Here is a 17710-nt window from a genome sequence, read left to right as displayed (position 1 = left end):
GGCAGGAGGCGGCGATCATACTCGGACACGTGTTCCTGACCATCGGTACGACCGGCAACCATGAGCGTCCCGCCACGGACCTGGGCTTTCTGCTGCACAAGCATCCCGACAAGGCGCAGGCGTTCTCCACCTCGCACGGCTCCGCGCACGTCTTCTACCCCGAGGCGTCCGCCGAGCGCTGCACGGCCGCACTCCTGCTGGAGGTGGATCCGGTGGCGCTGGTGCGGCGCGGCAAGGGGAAGGGCCGGGGCGGCGCGCCCGACGCGGCGCTCGCGCAGTATGTCAACGACCGCCCCTATGCGGCGTCCTCGTTGCTGTCGGTCGCCCTCGCCGCCGTCTTCAAGTCCGCGCTGGCCGGCGCCTGCCGGGCCATGCCCGAGCGGGCCGGGAGCCCGTTGCCGCTGCGGATCGAGGTGCCCGCCCTGCCGGCCAGGGGCGGCGCCGAGCTGGTGCACAAGCTGTTCGCGCCGCTCGGCTGGTCGCGGGTCGAGGTCACGGCCGTACCGCTGGACGAGCAGTTCCCCGCCTGGGGCGACTCGCGCTATGTACGCCTGGTGCTGGAGGGCGAGTTGCGGCTCTCCGACGCGCTGCGCCAGCTCTATGTCCTGCTCCCGGTGCTCGACGACGCCAAGCACTACTGGGTCGCGCCCGACGAGGTGGACAAGCTGCTGCGCGCCGGTGAGGGCTGGCTGGCCGACCACCCCGAGCGGCCGCTGATCACCCGCCGCTATCTGTCCCACCGCTGGGGGCTGACGCGCCAGGCCGACCAGGCCCTGGAGCTGGTGCGCCTCGCCGAGTCGGACGACCTCGACGTGGAGAGCGTCGACAACGCGGTGGACGAGAGCACCGACACCGAGGAGAGGCCGGTCCCGCTCGCCGAACACCGGCGCACCGCGATCCTCGACGCGCTGCGCGCCGCCGGGGCGAGCCGGGTGCTCGACCTCGGCTGTGGCCAGGGTCAGTTGGTGCAGGCGCTGCTCAAGGACGTGCGCTTCACCGAGATCGTGGGCGTCGACGTCTCGATGCGCGCCCTCACCATCGCCTCGCGGCGGCTGAAGCTGGACCGGATGGGGGAGCGCCAGGCCGACCGGGTCGCCCTGCGGCAGGGTTCGCTCACCTACACGGACAAGCGGCTCGTGGGATACGACGCCGCCGTGCTCAGCGAGGTCGTCGAGCACCTGGACCTGCCGAGGCTGCCCGCGCTGGAGTACGCGGTGTTCGGCGCGGCGCGACCGGGGACCGTGCTCGTGACCACGCCGAACGTCGAGTACAACGTCCGCTGGGAGAGTCTCCCGGCCGGACACGTCCGGCACCGGGACCACCGCTTCGAGTGGACCCGGGCCGAATTCCGGGCCTGGGCCGGAAAGGTCGCCGAACGGCACGGATACACCGTCCGGTACGAGCCGGTCGGCCCGGACGACCCCGAGGTGGGGCCGCCGACCCAGATGGCGGTGTTCACCCGGACCGACGCCACCACGGGCACGAGGGCCCCCGCGGCCAGCGAAGCGACCCCGACCACCGAAGCGACCCCCAGCACCGATGCGACCGAGAAGACGAAGGAGGCGGAAGCCGCATGAACAGCACCCACGCCGGCGCGGGCAGCGCCGACAGCACAGGCGAGACCCTCGCGGGCGACCGCGGCGCCGCGCGCACCCTGCCGGTGACCGACCTCTCCCTCGTCGTCCTCATCGGCGCCAGCGGGTCCGGCAAGTCCACCTTCGCGCACAAGCACTTCAAGCCGACCGAGGTCGTCTCCTCGGACTTCTGCCGGGGTCTGGTCGCCGACGACGAGAACGACCAGAGCGCCAGCCGCGACGCCTTCGACGTGCTGCACTACATCGCCGGCAAGCGCCTGGAGGCCGGCCGGCTCACCGTGATCGACGCCACCAACGTCCAGTCCGAGAGCCGCAAGCAGCTCGTCCAGTTGGCCCGGAAGCACGACGTCCTGCCCATCGCCATCGTCCTGGACCTCCCCGAAGAGGTCTGCGCCGCCCGCAACGCAGCCCGCCCCGACCGCGCCTCCATGCCCCGCCATGTCATCCAGCGGCACCGCCGCGAGCTGCGTCGTTCCCTGCGCGGCCTGGAGCGCGAGGGCTTCCGCAAGGTGCACGTCCTGCGCACCGAGGAGGAGACCGAGAGCGCCGCGGTGGTCCTGGAGCGCCGCTACAACGACCTGCGCCACCTCACCGGCCCGTTCGACATCATCGGGGACATCCACGGCTGCCGCTCCGAGCTGGACACCCTGCTCGGCGCGCTCGGTTACGTGGACGGCGCCCACCCCGAAGGGCGTACGGCCGTGTTCGTCGGCGACCTCGTCGACCGGGGCCCCGACAGCCCCGGCGTGCTGCGCCGCGTCATGTCCATGGTGGCGGCGGGCCACGCCCTGTGCGTCCCCGGCAACCACGAGAACAAGCTCGGCCGCTATCTCGCGGGCCGCAAGGTCCAGCTCACCCACGGCCTGGCCGAGACCGTCGAGCAGTTGGAGCGGGAGGACGTCGAACACCCCGAGTTCCGGCAGCAGGTAAGGGAGTTCATCGACGGACTGGTCAGCCACTACGTCCTGGACGACGGCAAGCTGGTGGTCTGTCACGCCGGGCTGCCCGAGAAGTACCACGGCCGCACCTCCGGCCGGGTCCGCTCGCACGCGCTGTACGGGGACACGACGGGGGAGACCGACGAGTTCGGCCTGCCCGTGCGCTACCCGTGGGCCGAGGAGTACCGGGGCCGTGCCACCGTGGTCTACGGCCACACCCCGGTGCCCAGCACCTCCTGGATCAACAACACCATCTGCCTGGACACCGGGGCCGTCTTCGGCGGCAGGATGACCGCGCTGCGCTGGCCGGAGCGCGAACTCGTCGACGTACCGGCCGAGAAGGTCTGGTACGAGCCCGTCAAGCCGCTGGTCACCGAGGCGCCCGGGGGCCGGGAGGGCCGGCCCCTGGACCTCGCCGACGTGCAGGGCCGCCGGATCGTGGAGACCCGGCAGATGGGCCGCGTCGCCGTGCGTGAGGAGAACGCCGCCGCCGCGCTCGAAGTCATGAGCCGGTTCGCCGTCGACCCGCAGCTCCTCGCCTATCTCCCGCCCACCATGGCCCCCACCGCCGCCTCCCGCGAGGACGGCTTCCTGGAGCACCCGGCCGAAGCCTTCGCGCAGTACCGCGCCGACGGCGTCGAGCGGGTCGTGTGCGAGGAGAAGCACATGGGCTCCCGGGCCGTCGCCCTGGTCTGCAAGGACGCGGAGGCCGCGACCGAGCGCTTCGGCACGGCGGGACCCACCGGCGCGCTGTACACCCGCACCGGACGCCCCTTCCTGGACGACACGGCCATGACCGAAGAGGTCCTGGACCGGCTCCGCGCCGCCGTCACCGCCGCCGGACTCTGGGCGGAGTGGGACACCGACTGGGTGCTCCTGGACGCCGAACTGATGCCGTGGTCGCTCAAGGCGGGCGGGCTGCTGCGCTCGCAGTACGCCGCCGTGGGCGCCGCCTCCGGCGCGGTCTTCCCGCCGGCCGTCGCCGCGTTGGAGCAGGTGGCCGCCCGGGGCGTCGAGGTGGCGGGTCTCGCCGGACACCAGCGGGCCCGCGCGAGGGACGCGGCCGCGTTCACCGAGGCGTACCGGCGCTACTGCTGGCCCACCGAGGGACTGGACGGGGTGCGCCTCGCCCCCTTCCAGATCCTCGCCGTCCAGGGCCGCTCCCTGGCCGCCGTGCCGCACGACGAGCAGCTCGGCTGGCTGGACCGGCTGGTGGAGCACGACCCGACCGGGCTGCTCCAGGTCACCCGCCGGCTCGTCGTCGACACCGGGGACGAGGACTCCGTGCGCTCGGGCGTGGACTGGTGGCTGGAGATGACCGGGCGCGGCGGCGAGGGCATGGTCGTCAAACCGCTCGCGGCCCTCGTGCGCGATGCCAAGGGCCGGCTCGTCCAGCCCGGCATCAAGGTGCGCGGCCGGGAGTATCTCCGCATCATCTACGGCCCCGAGTACACCCGCCCGGAGCATCTGGAGCGGCTGCGCTCCCGGTTCCTCGGCCACAAGCGATCGCTGGCGCTGCGGGAGTACGCGCTGGGTCTGGAGGCCCTGGACCGGCTGGCGGAGGGCGAGCCGCTGTGGCGGGTCCACGAGGCGGTGTTCGCGGTCCTGGCCCTGGAGTCGGAGCCGGTGGACCCCCGGCTCTGACCGCCGGGCCGCTCCTCGCGGACACCCCGGCGGAACCGATGGGCGGTTCGCCGGGTGAACGGCGCTCCGCGCGGTGAGGATGAAGGCATGGGATTCCATGTCGACTCCGAAGCCGGGCGGCTGCGCCGCGTCATACTGCACCGTCCTGATCTGGAGCTGAAACGGCTCACCCCCAGGAACAAGGACGCGCTCCTGTTCGACGACGTCCTGTGGGTGCGCCGCGCCCGCGAGGAGCACGACGGGTTCGCCGACGTGCTGCGCGACCGGGGGGTCGCGGTGCACCTCTTCGGCGATCTCCTGCGCGAGTCCCTCGACATCCCGGTCGCCCGGCGGCTCGTGCTGGACCGGGTCTTCGACGAGAAGGAGTACGGCCCGCTCGCCACCGAGCATCTGCGGGCCGCCTTCGAGGAGTTGTCGTCGGAGGAGCTGGCGGAGGCGCTGGTCGGCGGCATGACCAAGCGGGAGTTCCTGGGGCGGCACAGCGAGCCGACCTCCGTCCGCTTCCATGTGATGGACCTGGACGACTTCCTGCTCGGCCCGCTGCCCAACCACCTCTTCACCCGGGACACCTCGGCCTGGATCTACGACGGGGTCTCCATCAACGCGATGCGCTGGCCCGCCCGGCAGCGCGAGACCGTCCACTTCGAGGCCATCTACCGTCACCATCCGCTGTTCACCGGCGCGGAGGCGGGCGCCTTCCACCACTGGTCGGAGGGGCAGGACGACTACCCCTCGACCATCGAGGGCGGTGACGTCCTGGTCATCGGGCAGGGGGCGGTCCTGATCGGGATGAGCGAGCGCACCACGCCGCAGGCGGTGGAGATGCTGGCCCGCGGACTCTTCGACGCCGGTTCGGCGCGCACGATCGTGGCGCTCGACATGCCCAAGGCCCGCGCGTTCATGCACCTGGACACGGTGATGACGATGGTCGACGGCGACACGTTCACCCAGTACGCAGGTCTCGGCATGCTCCGCTCGTACACGATCGAGCCCGGCAGCGGCCCCCGCGAGCTGAAGGTCACCGACCATCCGCCCGAGCACATGCACCGCGCCATCGCCGCCGCCCTCGGCCTCGACTCCATCCGGGTGCTCACCGCCACCCAGGACGTGCACGCGGCCGAGCGCGAGCAGTGGGACGACGGCTGCAACGTGCTCGCGGTCGAGCCCGGCGTCGTCGTCGCGTACGAGCGCAACGCCACGACCAACACCTATCTGCGCAAGCAGGGCATCGAGGTCATCGAGATCCGGGGCAGTGAACTGGGCCGGGGGCGCGGCGGGCCGCGCTGTATGAGCTGCCCGGTGGAGCGGGACCCCGTGGGGTGAGCGGCCTACGGGCCAGGAGCCGATCGCCCTGTATAGGGATGCGGTGGATCGTATAGACTTCCAGTTCTGCCGTGCGCAGTGCGCCGATCCCCGTCCGACCCAGGAGCAGTCATCATGGCCATAGACCTCACCGGCCGCCACTTCCTCAAGGAGCTGGACTTCACCTCCGAGGAGTTCCTCGGTCTGGTCGCGCTGGCCGCCGAGCTCAAGGCGGCCAAGCGGGCCGGGGTCGAGGTCCAGCGGCTGCGCGGGAAGAACATCGCGCTGATCTTCGAGAAGACCTCGACCCGTACGCGCTGCGCGTTCGAGGTCGCCGCCGCCGACCAGGGGGCCTCCACCACCTATCTCGACCCCTCGGGCTCCCAGATGGGCCACAAGGAGTCGGTGAAGGACACCGCCCGGGTGCTCGGCCGGATGTTCGACGGGATCGAGTACCGGGGCGACAGCCAGCAGGCCGTCGAGGAGCTGGCGGAGTACGCCGGAGTGCCGGTCTTCAACGGGCTCACGGACGACTGGCACCCCACCCAGATGGTCGCCGACATGCTCACCGTGACCGAGTTCGGCGAGGGCCCCCTCGCGGGTACGGCCTTCGCCTACCTCGGCGACGCCCGCTTCAACATGGGCAACTCCTACCTGATCACCGGCGCCCTGCTCGGCCTGGACGTCAGGATCGTCGCCCCCGAGGCGTACTGGCCGGACGGGGCCGTCGTGGCGCGGGCCCGGGAGCTCGCCGAGGTCAGCGGCGCGACGATCACCCTCACCGACGACGTGGCCCGGGGCGTCCGGGGCGCCGGCTTCGTCGCCACCGACGTCTGGGTCTCGATGGGGGAGCCCAAGGAGGTGTGGGCCGAGCGCATCGCCGCCCTCGCCCCGTACGCCGTGACGATGGACGTCCTGCGGGCCACCGGCAACCCGGACGTGAAGTTCCTGCACTGCCTGCCCGCCTTCCACGACCTCGGCACCCGGGTCGGCCGGGACATCCACGCCACGTACGGGCTGACCGAGCTGGAGGTCAGCGACGAGGTCTTCGAGTCGGCGCACTCGGTCGTCTTCGACCAGGCGGAGAACCGGATGCACACGATCAAGGCGGTCCTGGTGGCGACGCTGGCCGGGAAGTAGCCCCGCCGATACGCGTGCGCGGGGCGGGGATTCGCATGCTCATACACCCGATTGGGTGAACATGCGCGGTGGTGGCTACGATGTCGCCTCTTGGTGGGGTTCGGGCTCGCACATGCCCGGACCCCCCTTCCCATGTGCCGCCCGGGGTCCCCACGACCGCCGTGCGCACCGGGAGACGTCCCCCCACTGCGCCACCAGAGATGAGAACGTCCCGCATGAGCACCGGTCTGCCGCGTTCCGGCACCCCGAAGCGCCCCGGCCTCCCCCAGCGGGACCTGCGCCGCAAGAGCCCCGATCAGCTCATCGCCGAGTCCGGCGGCGACCTGGAGGGCCACGGCCTCAAGCGCACGATGGGCCTCTTCCAGCTCGTCTGCTTCGGGGTCGGCGCGATCGTCGGCACCGGCATCTTCGTGGGGCTGTCCGACAGCGTCGCCGAGGCCGGCCCCGCCGTCGTGATCTCCTTCGTCCTCGCGGCGATCACCTGCATCTTCACCGCGCTGTCCTTCGCGGAGCTCGGCAGCGCCATTCCGGTCTCCGGAAGCTCCTACTCCTTCGCGTACGCGGCGCTCGGCGAGCGCACCGCTTTCCTCGTCGGCTGGTGCCTGCTGCTGGAGTACGGCGTCTCCGTCTCCGCCGTCGCGGTGGGCTGGAGCCAGTACGTCAACGAGCTGCTGAACAGCGTGATCGGCTGGGAACTCCCCGAGGCCCTGTCCTCCGGGCCCGGCGACGGAGGCGTGATCAACCTGCCCGCCGTCGTCGTGATCGCCATGGCCGCCACCCTGCTGGTACGCGGTGTCCGGGAGAGCGCCACCGCCACCGCCGCCATGGCCGTCCTCAAGATCGGCATCCTGATCGCGTTCTGCGCCGTGGCGTTCAGCGCGTTCCAGGACGACAACCTCATGCCGTTCGCGACCCACGGGCTCGGCGGGATCACCGCCGGCGCCTCGCTCGCGTTCTTCTCCTACATCGGCTTCGACGCCATCACCACCGCCGGCGAAGAGGTCAAGAACCCCCGGCGGAACATCCCGATCGCCATCCTGATCTGCATCGGCGTCGTCACCCTGCTCTACTGCGCGGTGGCGCTCTCGGCCATCGGCGCGATCGGCTCGGACGACGTCGCGAACAAGAGCGCGGCCCTCTCGATCGCCGTCAACCAGGTCACCGACTCGACGGTCGGCGGCGGCATCATCGCCTTCGGCGCGGTCGTCGCCATCGCCTCGGTGGTGCTCGCCGTGATGTACGGGCAGACCCGCATCCTGATGTCGATGTCCCGTGACGGGCTCATCCCGCGGGTCTTCGAGCGGGTCTCGCCCAGGACCCACACCCCGGTCGCCAACACCTGGATCGTCGCCTGCGTCTTCGCGGTCCCGGCCGCCTTCGTGTCGCTCGACGTCGTCGTGAACCTGACGACCATCGGCACGCTCGCCACGATGGTCGCCGTCAACCTCGCGGTGCTGGTGCTCCGCCGCCGCAACCCCGAGCTGAAGCGGACCTTCCGGGTGCCGCTCTACCCGGTCAGCCCGCTGCTGGGCGTCGTGTTCTGCCTGTATCTGATGTACGGGACCGGCTGGACGACCTGGGTCCAGTTCGCGGTCTTCCTGGCCGTCGGCTCGCTGCTCTACGCCGGTTACGGGCGCAAGCGCTCCCGGCTGGTCAGCTCCCCGGGGACGGCCCCGGCTGCGCCGGTATCGCCGGAAGCGTGAACCACACGGCCTTGCCGTGCTCCGTGGTGCGGTGACCGCACGCGGAGCTGAGGGTCCGGATCAGCAGCAGGCCGCGGCCGTGCTCCTGCCAGGGGTCGACCTCACAGCCCGGCTGCGGCCGGGACAGGTCGCCCGGCGGAGCGGGGTCCCGGTCGTGCACCTCGACCTGGCAGCCGGTGGGCAGCAGCTCCACGACCAGCTCGATGGGCTCGCCGCCCAACGTGTGCTCGACCGCGTTGGCCACCAGTTCGGCGGTCAGCAGCTCGGCGGTGTCGCTGTCGGCCGGGGCATCGATGTCCGACAGCGCCGTACGGATGAGCGCGCGGGCGATCGGCACGGCCGCGGTGGAGTGCGGCAGGGCGATGCGCCAGGAGGCGGGGAGGGGGACATCGGGCGGCACGGCGGGGTTTCCGTTCGGGAGCGGGTCTTCCTCGAAGAGGGAGGTCTCGACTTCTCGGGTTCAGCTGGTTCTCGCGTCGGGACTTCCTGGTTTCAACCTTACGAACCGCTCCGGCTCAGCCATAGGGGCGGTCGGCCGGAGCAAAGGGGACTTTCGCCACAACGGTCTCATGGATGCTGTATTGCGACCTCGTGACGGCAGTCACGTAAGGGTGATAACTTCGGAGGCGGAACGCGACCCGCGCATGGCCGGCACCAGCCCGATCGCTGAAGGGGACCCCTCCATGAGCCCGTTTCCCAGCTCGGCCCCGAGCACCGAGGAATGGCGTCATCTGCGGCTGACCCGGGACGAAGGTGTGGCCACCGTCACATTCGCCCGCCCCGAGAAACTCAACGCGCTCACCTTCGGCGCCTACGCGGATCTGCGCGACCTCCTCGCCGAGCTCTCCCGGGAACGCTCCGTCCGCGCCCTCGTCCTGGCCGGTGAGGGGCGCGGCTTCTGCTCCGGCGGCGACGTCGACGAGATCATCGGCGCCACCCTGGCCATGGACACCGCGCAGCTCCTCGACTTCAACCGGATGACCGGACAGGTCGTCCGGGCCCTGCGGGAGTGCCCCTTCCCCGTCGTCGCCGCGATCCACGGCGTCGCCGCCGGAGCCGGGGCGGTGCTGGCCCTGGCGGCGGACTTCCGGATCGCCGACCCCTCGGCCCGGTTCGCCTTCCTCTTCACCCGGGTCGGACTCTCCGGCGGCGACATGGGCGCGGCCTACCTGCTGCCCCGGGTCGTCGGCCTCGGCCACGCCACCCGGCTCCTGATGCTCGGGGACGCCGTCCGCGCCCCCGAGGCGGAGCGGATCGGGCTGATCAGCGAGCTGGCCGAGGAAGGGCAGGCCGACGAGCGCGCCGCCGAGCTGGCCCGCCGCCTCGCCGACGGCCCCGCCCTCGCACTCGCCCAGACCAAGGCGCTGCTCACCGCCGAACTGGACATGCCGCTGGCCGCCTCCGTCGAGCTGGACGCCAACACCCAGGCCCTTTTGATGCACGGCGAGGACTACGCCGAGTTCCACGCCGCCTTCACCGAGAAGCGGTCGCCGAAGTGGCAGGGGCGGTAGCCGTGCCGGCGCCCGTGCGGCGGATCGCGGTCATCGGCGGGGGCCCCGGCGGGCTCTACGCCGCCGCCCTCCTCAAGCGGCTCGACCCGCACCGCGAGACCACCGTCTTCGAGCGCAACGCCCCCGACGAGACCTTCGGCTTCGGCGTCGTCCTCTCCGACGAGACCCTCGGCGGCATCGAGCACGCCGACCCCGAGGTGTACCGGGCGCTGAGCCGCGCCTTCGTCCGCTGGGACACCATCGACATCGTCCACCGGGGCCTGACCCACACCTCCGGCGGTCACGGCTTCGCCGCCCTCGGCCGCCGCCGGCTCCTGGAGATCCTGCACGAGCGCTGTACCGGCCTCGGCGTCGACCTCCGCTTTCGCACCCCGGCCCCGCCCGCCGCCGAACTCGCCGCCGACCACGACCTGGTCATCGCCGCCGACGGGGTCCACAGCGCCACCCGTACCGCGCACGCCGACGCCTTCGGCCCGAGCATCACCGAGCACCGCAACCGCTACATCTGGCTCGCCGCCGACTTCGCGCTCGCCGCCTTCCGCTTCGAGATCGCCGAAACCCCCTACGGCGTCATGCAGTTGCACGGATACCCGTACGCGGCGGACGCCTCCACCGCCATCGTCGAGATGCGTGAGGAGGTCTGGCGTGCCGCCGGCCTCGACGCCTGTGACCCCGCCGAATCCGCCGCCCGCTGCGCCAAGTTCTTCACCGAGGCCCTGGACGGCCGGCCCCTGCGCGGCAACAGCTCCAGCTGGCTCGCCTTCCGTACGGTCACCAACTCCCGCTGGTCCCACGGCAACACCGTGCTCATCGGCGACGCGGCCCACACCGCTCACTTCTCCATCGGCTCCGGCACCAAGCTCGCCGTCGAGGACGCCCTCGCGCTGGCCGCCTGCGTCGGTGAACAGCCGGACCTGCCGACGGCCCTCGCCGCGTACGAGGCGGAGCGCCGCCCGGTCGTCGCCTCCACCCAGCGCGCCGCCGCCGCCAGCCTGCGCTGGTTCGAGGACCTGGCCGGCTATGTGGACCAGCCGCCCCGCCGCTTCGCGTTCAACCTGCTCACCCGCAGCCGCCGGGTCACCCACGACAACCTCCGGCTGCGCGACGCCTCGTTCACCGCCGCCGTCGAGGACGAGTTCGGCTGCCCGCCCGCCACCCCGCCGATGTTCACCCCGCTGCGGCTGCGCGGCCTCGAACTGCGCAACCGTGTCGTCGTCTCGCCCATGGACATGTACTCCGCCACCGACGGACTCCCCGGCGACTTCCACCTCGTCCACCTCGGGGCCCGCGCGCTCGGCGGCGCCGGGCTCACCATGACCGAGATGGTCTGCGTCAGCCCCGAAGGCCGCATCACCCCCGGCTGCACCGGCCTGTGGACCGACGAACAGGCCACCGCCTGGCGGCGGATCACCGACTTCGTCCACACCTCCGCCCCCGGCGCCGCCATCGGCGTCCAGCTCGGCCACTCCGGCCGCAAGGGCTCCACCCGGCTGATGTGGGATGGCATCGACCAGCCCCTGGAGCGCGGCAACTGGCCCCTGACGGCCGCCTCCCCGCTCCCGTACACGCCGGGCGTCAGCCAGGTCCCCGCGGAGCTGGACCGGGCCGGACTGGACGCCGTGCGCGAGCAGTTCACCGCCGCCGCCCGGCGCGCCGCCGACAGCGGCTTCGACCTCCTCGAACTCCACTGCGCCCACGGCTACCTGCTCTCCGGCTTCCTCTCCCCGCTCACCAACCACCGCACCGACGCCCACGGCGGATCTCTCGAGGCCCGGCTCCGCTTCCCTCTCGAGGTCTTCGACGCCGTGCGCGAGGTGTGGCCGCGGGAACGGCCGATGACCGTGCGGATCTCCGCGACGGACTGGGCCGAGGGCGGCACCGACGCCGAGGACGCCGTCACGATCGCCCGCGCCTTCGCCGAGCACGGGGCCGACGCCATCGACGTCTCCACCGGCCAGGTCGTGCCCGAGGAGCGCCCCGAGTACGGCCGCTCCTACCAGACGCCGTACGCCGACCGGATCCGCAACGCCGTGGACGTCCCCGTGATCGCGGTCGGCGCGATCTCCTCCTGGGACGACGTCAACTCCCTGCTCCTGGCGGGCCGCGCCGACCTCTGCGCCCTGGCCCGCCCCCACCTGTACGACCCGAACTGGACCCTGCACGCGGCAGCCGAGCAGGGCTACACCGGACCGGGCGCGCCCTGGCCCCTCCCGTACGGTGCGGGCAGCCGCCCGCCGCCCACGGGCCGCACCGACGGACCGAAGCCCCGGCTCACCCTGCGGTGAGGAGGCAGCCGTGGCAGCGGCACGGGACGGGGTGCGGTGCGCCGCCCCAGTGCTCCTCGCGGTACCGGGCGGCCAGGCGTCCGAGCAGGGCGGCCAGCTCCCCGGCGTGTTCCGGCGTCCCCCACGCCCCGTCGACGCCCACCGCCCCCGTGCGCCGCAGCACCGCCGGGCTGTGGACCGCCGTCGGCCGGAACGTGTGCAGATTGCGGGTCGCCATGTCGATGGTGATGTACGCACGGGTGTGACGGCCCCGGCCGATGGTGGTCAGCTGCTCGTGCCCCATGCCCGGGTGGGTGCCGACGACATAGACCTTCGCCCCGCCCCGGTACGACTTGGTCCCCGGGCGCAGTTCCTGCCCGCCGTCCCCGTACCGCCGCCACCGCACCACGTTCGCGGCGACCAGCCAGAGCGGCTCGGGCGTCGCGTCCCGCTCCTCGGCCCCCGGGTCCTCCTCCGCCGTCATGCGCCCCTCCTCACCAGCAGCCGGTCCGCCACCGGCTCGTAACCGATGCGCCGGTACACGCCGTTGCTCGTCGGGTTGGCGAGGTCCGTGAACAGCAGGACCTCCGCGGCCCCCGCCTCCAGGGCGGCCCGGGACGCCTCGGCCGTCACGGCGGCCGCGTACCCCCGGCCGCGCAGCTCCGACGGGGTGTACACCAACGTCACGCGCACCCTGCCCGCCAGCATCCGGGAGCGCCCCGCCAGGGCCACGGGCGCCCCGCCGCTCTCCCAGAGGGTGAGCGCCCCGCGCTCCGTGCCCTCGTCCACCAGCCAGGGCGCCGCGGACTTCGACTGCCCGGTCGCGTCCGCGAACCCCTGCACCCATCCCACCAGCAGCGCCCGGTCCGCACGCGTCGCCGCCCTGGCCCGGCCCTCCGGCGCGGGGGAAGGGGGCCGCAGCAGGTCCAGCCGGTACAGCCGTTGCTCCTGCTCGGTCCGGTAGCCCGGCAGCCGGGCCGCCAGCAGCGCCGCGGTGTCCCGGTCCGCGTTGACGGCGTCGAGGTCGGGACCGGCTCCCAGGGCCTCCGCCAGCGGCTCCACCGCCTCCGCCGGCACGGCGGTCAGCAGCGCCGGATGGGGCGGAGTGCGCACCAGGGTGCCCGCCACCGCCCCGTCCGTCCCGCGCCACCAGCCGAACACCGGATCACCCGCACCGTAGTGATGCGCGCCGGAGCGCCTCAGCCGCTCGGTGACCGTCAGCGCCACCGTGTGCTCGACGGGCCGCGCGGCGAGCGACGCACCGGCCGACGCGAGGAACGCGTCGACGTCGTCAGTGAAGGTCCAGGTCATGCCTCATCCTGCCTGCGGGCGGGGGCCCGGGGCACCTGGATTTCACCTGCGGGCGGGGGCCTCACGTCCTCACGCGCGCACGAACCGCTCCCCGGCGTCCCGCAGCCGCTCGTGCAGCCGGCCGAACACCTCCGCCGACCGGGCGCCCGGCCAGTCGTCGGGCAGCAGCTCCCGGGGCAGACCCGGGTCCGCGTACGGGAGTTGCCGCCACGAGTCCAGCGCCAGCAGATAGTCCCGGTAGGCGGTCTGCGGGCGGGGCGCGTCCCCCGAGTCCCCGGACGCCTCCCAGTCCCGCAGCACCGGCTCGTGCAGCTCCAGGAAGTCGTGGTGCAGACGCGCCAGCGTCTCCAGGTCCCACCAGCGGGCCACGGCCTCGCGGGTGGCGGCAAAGCCGAGGTGCTCGCCGCGGAACAGGTCGACGTACGGGGCGAGTCCGAGCCTTTGAAGGGTGTGCCGGGTCTCCTCGTACAGCCCGGCCGGCGCGATCCACACCCCGGGCGCGGCCGTGCCGAACCCCAGGCGGGCCAGCCGGGAGCGCAGGAGGTGGCGCTTGCTGCGCTCCGCCTCGGGCACGGAGAACACCGCGAGCACCCAGCCGTCGGCGAGCCGCGCCGCGGGGCGCCGGTAGATCCGCCGGTCGCCGTCGTCCAGCAGCTGCCGGGCGTCCGGCGACAGGGCGTACCCCGCGGAACCGTCCGCCGCACGGGCCGCCACCAGCAGCCCGCGCCGCTTGAGCCGCGAGACGCAGGAGCGCGACGACGGGGCGTCGACGCCCACGGCGTGCAGCAGGCGGATCAGCTCCGACACCGCGAACGGCGCGCCGTCCGGCGGACGGCCGTAGGCGCCGTAGAGCGTGATGATCAGGGAACGGGGGGTGCGCAACTCGGCCACGTGATCACTCTAGAGGCCGGGCCGGGGGAGAGCCGGGTCGGTCCCGCAGCAGGAACCGCTGGAGTTTGCCGGTCGCGGTACGCGGCAGGGACTGCTCGAAGACGAAGAGGCGCGGGCACTTGTGCGGGGCCAGGTTGGCCTTCATATGGGCGCGCAGCGAGTCGGCCGTCTGCTCCGAGCCCTCCGTCAGCACCACGTGCGCCACCACGATCTCGCCGCGCAGCTCGTCCGCCCGGCCCACCACGGCTGCCTCGGCGACCTCCGGATGGCGCAGCAGGGCATCCTCCACCTCGGGGCCCGCGATGTTGTACCCGGAAGAGATGATCATGTCGTCGGCGCGGGCCACGTAGCGGAAATACCCGTCCGGCTCGCGGACGAAGGTGTCGCCGGTCATGTTCCAGCCGTGCCGGACGTACGTCGTCTGCCGCGGGTCGGCGAGATAGCGGCAGCCGACCGGGCCGCGCACGGCGAGCAGCCCCGCCTCGCCGTCGGGCAGCTCCTCCCCGCTCCCGTCCACCACCCGCGCCTGCCAGCCCGGCACCGGCACCCCCGTCAGACCGGGCCGGATCGCGTCGTCGGCCGCCGAGATGAAGATGTGCAGCAGCTCGGTGGCCCCGATGCCGTTGATGACGCGCAGCCCCGTCGCCTCGTACCAGGCCTGCCAGGTCGCGGCCGGCAGGTTCTCCCCGGCCGACACACAGCGGCGCAGCGCCGAGAGGTCGTGGCCGTCCAGCTGCCCGAGCATCGTGCGGTAGGCGGTCGGCGCGGTGAACAGGACCGAGACCCGGTGCCGGGCCAGGGCGGGCAGCAGTTGCCGCGGGCCCGCCTGCTCCAGCAGCAGGGTCGAGGCCCCGGCCCGCAGCGGGAAGACCAGCAGCCCGCCCAGGCCGAACGTGAAGCCCAGCGGCGGACTGCCCGCGAAGACGTCGTCGGCCGAGGGGCGCAGCACGTGCCGGGAGAAGGTGTCGGCGATGGCGAGGAGGTCCCGGTGGAGGTGCATACAGCCCTTGGGTCGCCCGGTGGTGCCCGAAGTGAACGCGATGAGCGCGACCTCGTCGGCGGCCGTGTCCACCGCCCGGTAGGGACCGGTCCTGGCCTGGGCCAGCCGGGTGAGATCCCCGGGCCCGTCCCCGCCGAACGGGGTGATCCGCAGGCCGTCCACGTCCGCCTTCGTCAGGTCCTCGGTGGATCGGGCGTCGCACAGCGCGTGGCGGACCCTCGCCAGCGAGCAGATGGTGGCCAGCTCCGTGGCGCGCGCCTGCGCCAGGACGGTGACGGCGACCGCGCCCGCCTTCATGACGGCGAGCCAGCAGGCGGCCAGCCAGGGCGTGGTCGGCCCGCGCAGCAGCACCCGGTTGCCGGGCACGACGCCCAGGTCGTCCGTCAGCACATGGGCAATGCGGTCCACCGTCTCCCGCAGCTCGCCGTAGCTCCAGACGCCGCCGTCGCCGGAGCGCAGCGCGGGGCGGTCGGCTCCCCGTTCCGCCACGGTGCGGTCCAGCAGTTCGTGCCCGCAGTTCAGCCGGTCGGGGTAACGCGGCGCGGGATCGTCCAGAAGGAGCTCGGGCCACTGCTCCGGCGGCGGGAGATGGTCGCGCGTGAAGGTGTCGATATGCGCGCCGGGGACGCGTACGGACGCGTCGGCGGCGGCTGTGGGCGTGTTCGGCGAGGAATTCGGCTCCATGAAGGATCGCCCCCTTGTCGCCTCTGGAGCGTATCGTTTGGGTGACGGTAGTCAACGGTCCGCGATAAGACATGACGGGCGATGCACCGCGACGCGATGCCACGAGACGCGACCGACCACGCGACAAGACGCGACAAGAGAGGCGCCGCCATGACGGCATTCTCCCTCGAACCGGAACAGACCGCCTGGTGCGAAGAGCTGCGCACCCTCGCCGCACAGGAGCTGCGCCCGCTGGCGGAGAAGGGGGAACCCGGGCGCGTCAACCGCCCGCTGCTCGCCGCGCTCGGCGAGTCGGGACTCCTCGGCCGGATGCTGGGCTCCGGAGCCCTCGACCTGTGCCTGCTGCGCGAATCCCTGGCCCGGGGCTGCACCGAGGCCGAGACCGCGCTCGCCCTCCAGGGGCTCGGCACCGCCCCGATCGTCCAGGCGGGCAGCCCCGGCCACCGCGAGCGCTGGCTCCCCGAGGTCCGGGCCGGGCGGGCCGTCGCGGCGTTCGCGCTGAGCGAGCCGGGGGCGGGCTCCGACGCGGCCGCCCTGAGCCTGGCCGCCGAGCACACCCCCGGCGGCTGGCGGCTCACCGGCGAGAAGTGCTGGATCTCCAACGCTCCCGAGGCCGACTTCGCCGTGGTCTTCGCCCGGACGACCCCCGGCGCGGGATCCCGGGGCATCACCGCCTTCCTGGTCCCCTCCGATCGCCCCGGACTCACCGGCTCCGCCCTCGACATGCTCTCCCCGCACCCCATCGGCACCCTGGAGTTCGACGGTGTGCCGGTCACCGCCGACGACGTACTCGGCGAACCGGACCGGGGCTTCCGGGTCGCGATGAACACCCTCAACCTCTTCCGGCCCAGCGTCGGGGCCTTCGCCGTCGGGATGGCCCGCGCCGCCCTCGACGCGACCCTGGACCACACGGCCCGGCGCACCGCGTTCGGCGGTCCGCTGAGCGACCTCCAGGCCGTCTCGCACCAGGTCGCCGAGATGGCCACCCGCACCGAGGCCGCCCGCCTCCTGGTGTACGCGGCGGCCGCCGCGTACGACGCGGGGGAGAGCGGCGTCCCGCGCCGCGCGGCGATGGCCAAGCTGTACGCCACCGAGACCGCGCAGTACGTCGTCGACACCGCCGTCCAACTGCACGGCGCCCGCGCCCTGCGCCGGGGCCATCTGCTCGAACACCTCTACCGCGAGGTCCGCGCGCCGCGGATCTACGAGGGCGCGAGCGAGGTGCAGCGCACCATCATCGCCAAGGAGCTGTACGCGAACGCCGCACCGCGGTCCGCGTCCCCGACCCAGGAGCCGCCCGCATGAGTCCGTCCCACCGGATCAACCCGTCCGAACTCTCCCCGCCCACCGGCTTCTCGCACGCCGTCGTCGCCACCGGCGGGCATCTGGTCTTCCTCGCCGGACAGACCGCGCTCGACCCGGACGGCAAGGTCGTCGGGACCACCCTGCCCGACCAGTTCGCCGTCGCGCTGGGCAATCTGCTCACCGCGCTGCACGCGGCCGGCGGCGCCCCCGCCGACCTGGCCCGGGTCACCGTCTACGCCACCGACATCGCCGACTACCGGTCCCACGCCGCCGAACTGGGCCGGATCTGGCGCAGGCTCGCGGGGCGCGACTACCCGGCGATGGCCGTCATCGGGGTGGCCCGGCTCTGGGACGAGCAGGCGATGGTCGAGATCGACGGGGTCGCGGTCCTGCCGTGAGGCCGCCGCCCGAGTAGCGGCGCG

General features: G+C 73.0%; 14 protein-coding genes. 9 read left to right on the top strand and 5 right to left on the bottom strand.

The window, feature by feature from the left end:
• Positions 1–29: 29 nt before the first annotated feature.
• From ACH4UK_RS21365 to ACH4UK_RS21345, 5 genes are all read left to right on the top strand, one after another.
• Positions 30–1577 carry a 3' terminal RNA ribose 2'-O-methyltransferase Hen1 gene (locus ACH4UK_RS21365; RefSeq protein WP_398358440.1) on the top strand — a complete coding sequence of 516 codons (1548 nt, stop codon included), beginning with the start codon at positions 30–32 and terminating at the stop codon, positions 1575–1577.
• Complete coding sequence (locus ACH4UK_RS21360; RefSeq protein ID WP_398358439.1) at positions 1574–4177, top strand: polynucleotide kinase-phosphatase; 2604 nt, start codon at positions 1574–1576, stop codon at positions 4175–4177. The genes ACH4UK_RS21365 and ACH4UK_RS21360 overlap by 4 nt, the downstream gene beginning before the upstream one ends.
• Positions 4178–4264: 87 nt before the next feature.
• Positions 4265–5500 (top strand): arginine deiminase, encoded by a 1236-nt coding sequence (locus tag ACH4UK_RS21355; RefSeq protein ID WP_398358437.1) that lies wholly within the window; start codon positions 4265–4267, stop codon positions 5498–5500.
• A 114-nt stretch (positions 5501–5614) separates the two neighbouring features.
• Positions 5615–6619, top strand: a complete 1005-nt coding sequence (gene argF / locus ACH4UK_RS21350) for an ornithine carbamoyltransferase (protein ID WP_398358435.1) — start codon at positions 5615–5617, stop codon at positions 6617–6619.
• A gap of 215 nt (positions 6620–6834) precedes the next feature.
• Positions 6835–8322, top strand: a complete 1488-nt coding sequence (locus tag ACH4UK_RS21345; RefSeq protein WP_398358433.1) for an amino acid permease — start codon at positions 6835–6837, stop codon at positions 8320–8322.
• Here ACH4UK_RS21345 and ACH4UK_RS21340 read toward each other — a convergent pair.
• Entirely contained in the window at positions 8273–8722 is a 450-nt protein-coding gene (locus ACH4UK_RS21340) for an ATP-binding protein (protein WP_398358431.1), read from the bottom strand. The two genes, ACH4UK_RS21345 and ACH4UK_RS21340, sit on opposite strands and share 50 nt — an antisense overlap.
• Before the next feature lie 283 nt (positions 8723–9005).
• Between ACH4UK_RS21340 and ACH4UK_RS21335 the strand changes: the two genes are divergently transcribed.
• Positions 9006–9833: an enoyl-CoA hydratase family protein gene (locus ACH4UK_RS21335; RefSeq protein WP_398358429.1), complete on the top strand. Its 828-nt coding sequence runs from the start codon at positions 9006–9008 to the stop codon at positions 9831–9833.
• Positions 9818–12118 carry a bifunctional salicylyl-CoA 5-hydroxylase/oxidoreductase gene (locus ACH4UK_RS21330; RefSeq protein WP_398358428.1) on the top strand — a complete coding sequence of 767 codons (2301 nt, stop codon included), beginning with the start codon at positions 9818–9820 and terminating at the stop codon, positions 12116–12118. The genes ACH4UK_RS21335 and ACH4UK_RS21330 overlap by 16 nt, the downstream gene beginning before the upstream one ends.
• On the opposite strand, the gene ACH4UK_RS21325 is transcribed toward ACH4UK_RS21330, so the two are convergent.
• The 4 genes from ACH4UK_RS21325 to ACH4UK_RS21310 all read right to left on the bottom strand — a co-directional run bounded on the left by ACH4UK_RS21325 (position 12105) and on the right by ACH4UK_RS21310 (position 15983).
• The gene (locus ACH4UK_RS21325) at positions 12105–12581 is read right to left on the bottom strand and encodes a hypothetical protein (protein WP_398358426.1); all 477 of its coding nucleotides are present in this window, start codon (positions 12579–12581) and stop codon (positions 12105–12107) included. The two genes, ACH4UK_RS21330 and ACH4UK_RS21325, sit on opposite strands and share 14 nt — an antisense overlap.
• On the bottom strand, positions 12578–13408 hold the full coding sequence (locus tag ACH4UK_RS21320) for a GNAT family N-acetyltransferase (protein ID WP_398358424.1): 831 nt from the start codon (positions 13406–13408) through the stop codon (positions 12578–12580). The genes ACH4UK_RS21325 and ACH4UK_RS21320 overlap by 4 nt, the downstream gene beginning before the upstream one ends.
• Positions 13409–13477: 69 nt before the next feature.
• Entirely contained in the window at positions 13478–14299 is an 822-nt protein-coding gene (locus tag ACH4UK_RS21315) for a PaaX family transcriptional regulator C-terminal domain-containing protein (protein ID WP_398358422.1), read from the bottom strand.
• 4 nt (positions 14300–14303) lie between these two features.
• Positions 14304–15983 carry an AMP-binding protein gene (locus ACH4UK_RS21310; RefSeq protein WP_398358420.1) on the bottom strand — a complete coding sequence of 560 codons (1680 nt, stop codon included), beginning with the start codon at positions 15981–15983 and terminating at the stop codon, positions 14304–14306.
• A gap of 150 nt (positions 15984–16133) precedes the next feature.
• On the opposite strand from ACH4UK_RS21310, the gene ACH4UK_RS21305 reads away from it, so the two are divergent.
• The gene (locus ACH4UK_RS21305) at positions 16134–17288 is read left to right on the top strand and encodes an acyl-CoA dehydrogenase family protein (RefSeq protein ID WP_398358418.1); all 1155 of its coding nucleotides are present in this window, start codon (positions 16134–16136) and stop codon (positions 17286–17288) included.
• Positions 17285–17686, top strand: coding sequence for a RidA family protein (locus tag ACH4UK_RS21300; RefSeq protein WP_398358416.1), 402 nt, complete (start codon positions 17285–17287; stop codon positions 17684–17686). The genes ACH4UK_RS21305 and ACH4UK_RS21300 overlap by 4 nt, the downstream gene beginning before the upstream one ends.
• Positions 17687–17710: the final 24 nt, after the last annotated feature.

It is taken from the genome of Streptomyces sp. NPDC020884 (assembly GCF_044333935.1).
GTDB lineage: Bacteria > Actinomycetota > Actinomycetes > Streptomycetales > Streptomycetaceae > Streptomyces.
This window is presented reverse-complemented; position numbering and strand designations above follow the sequence as displayed.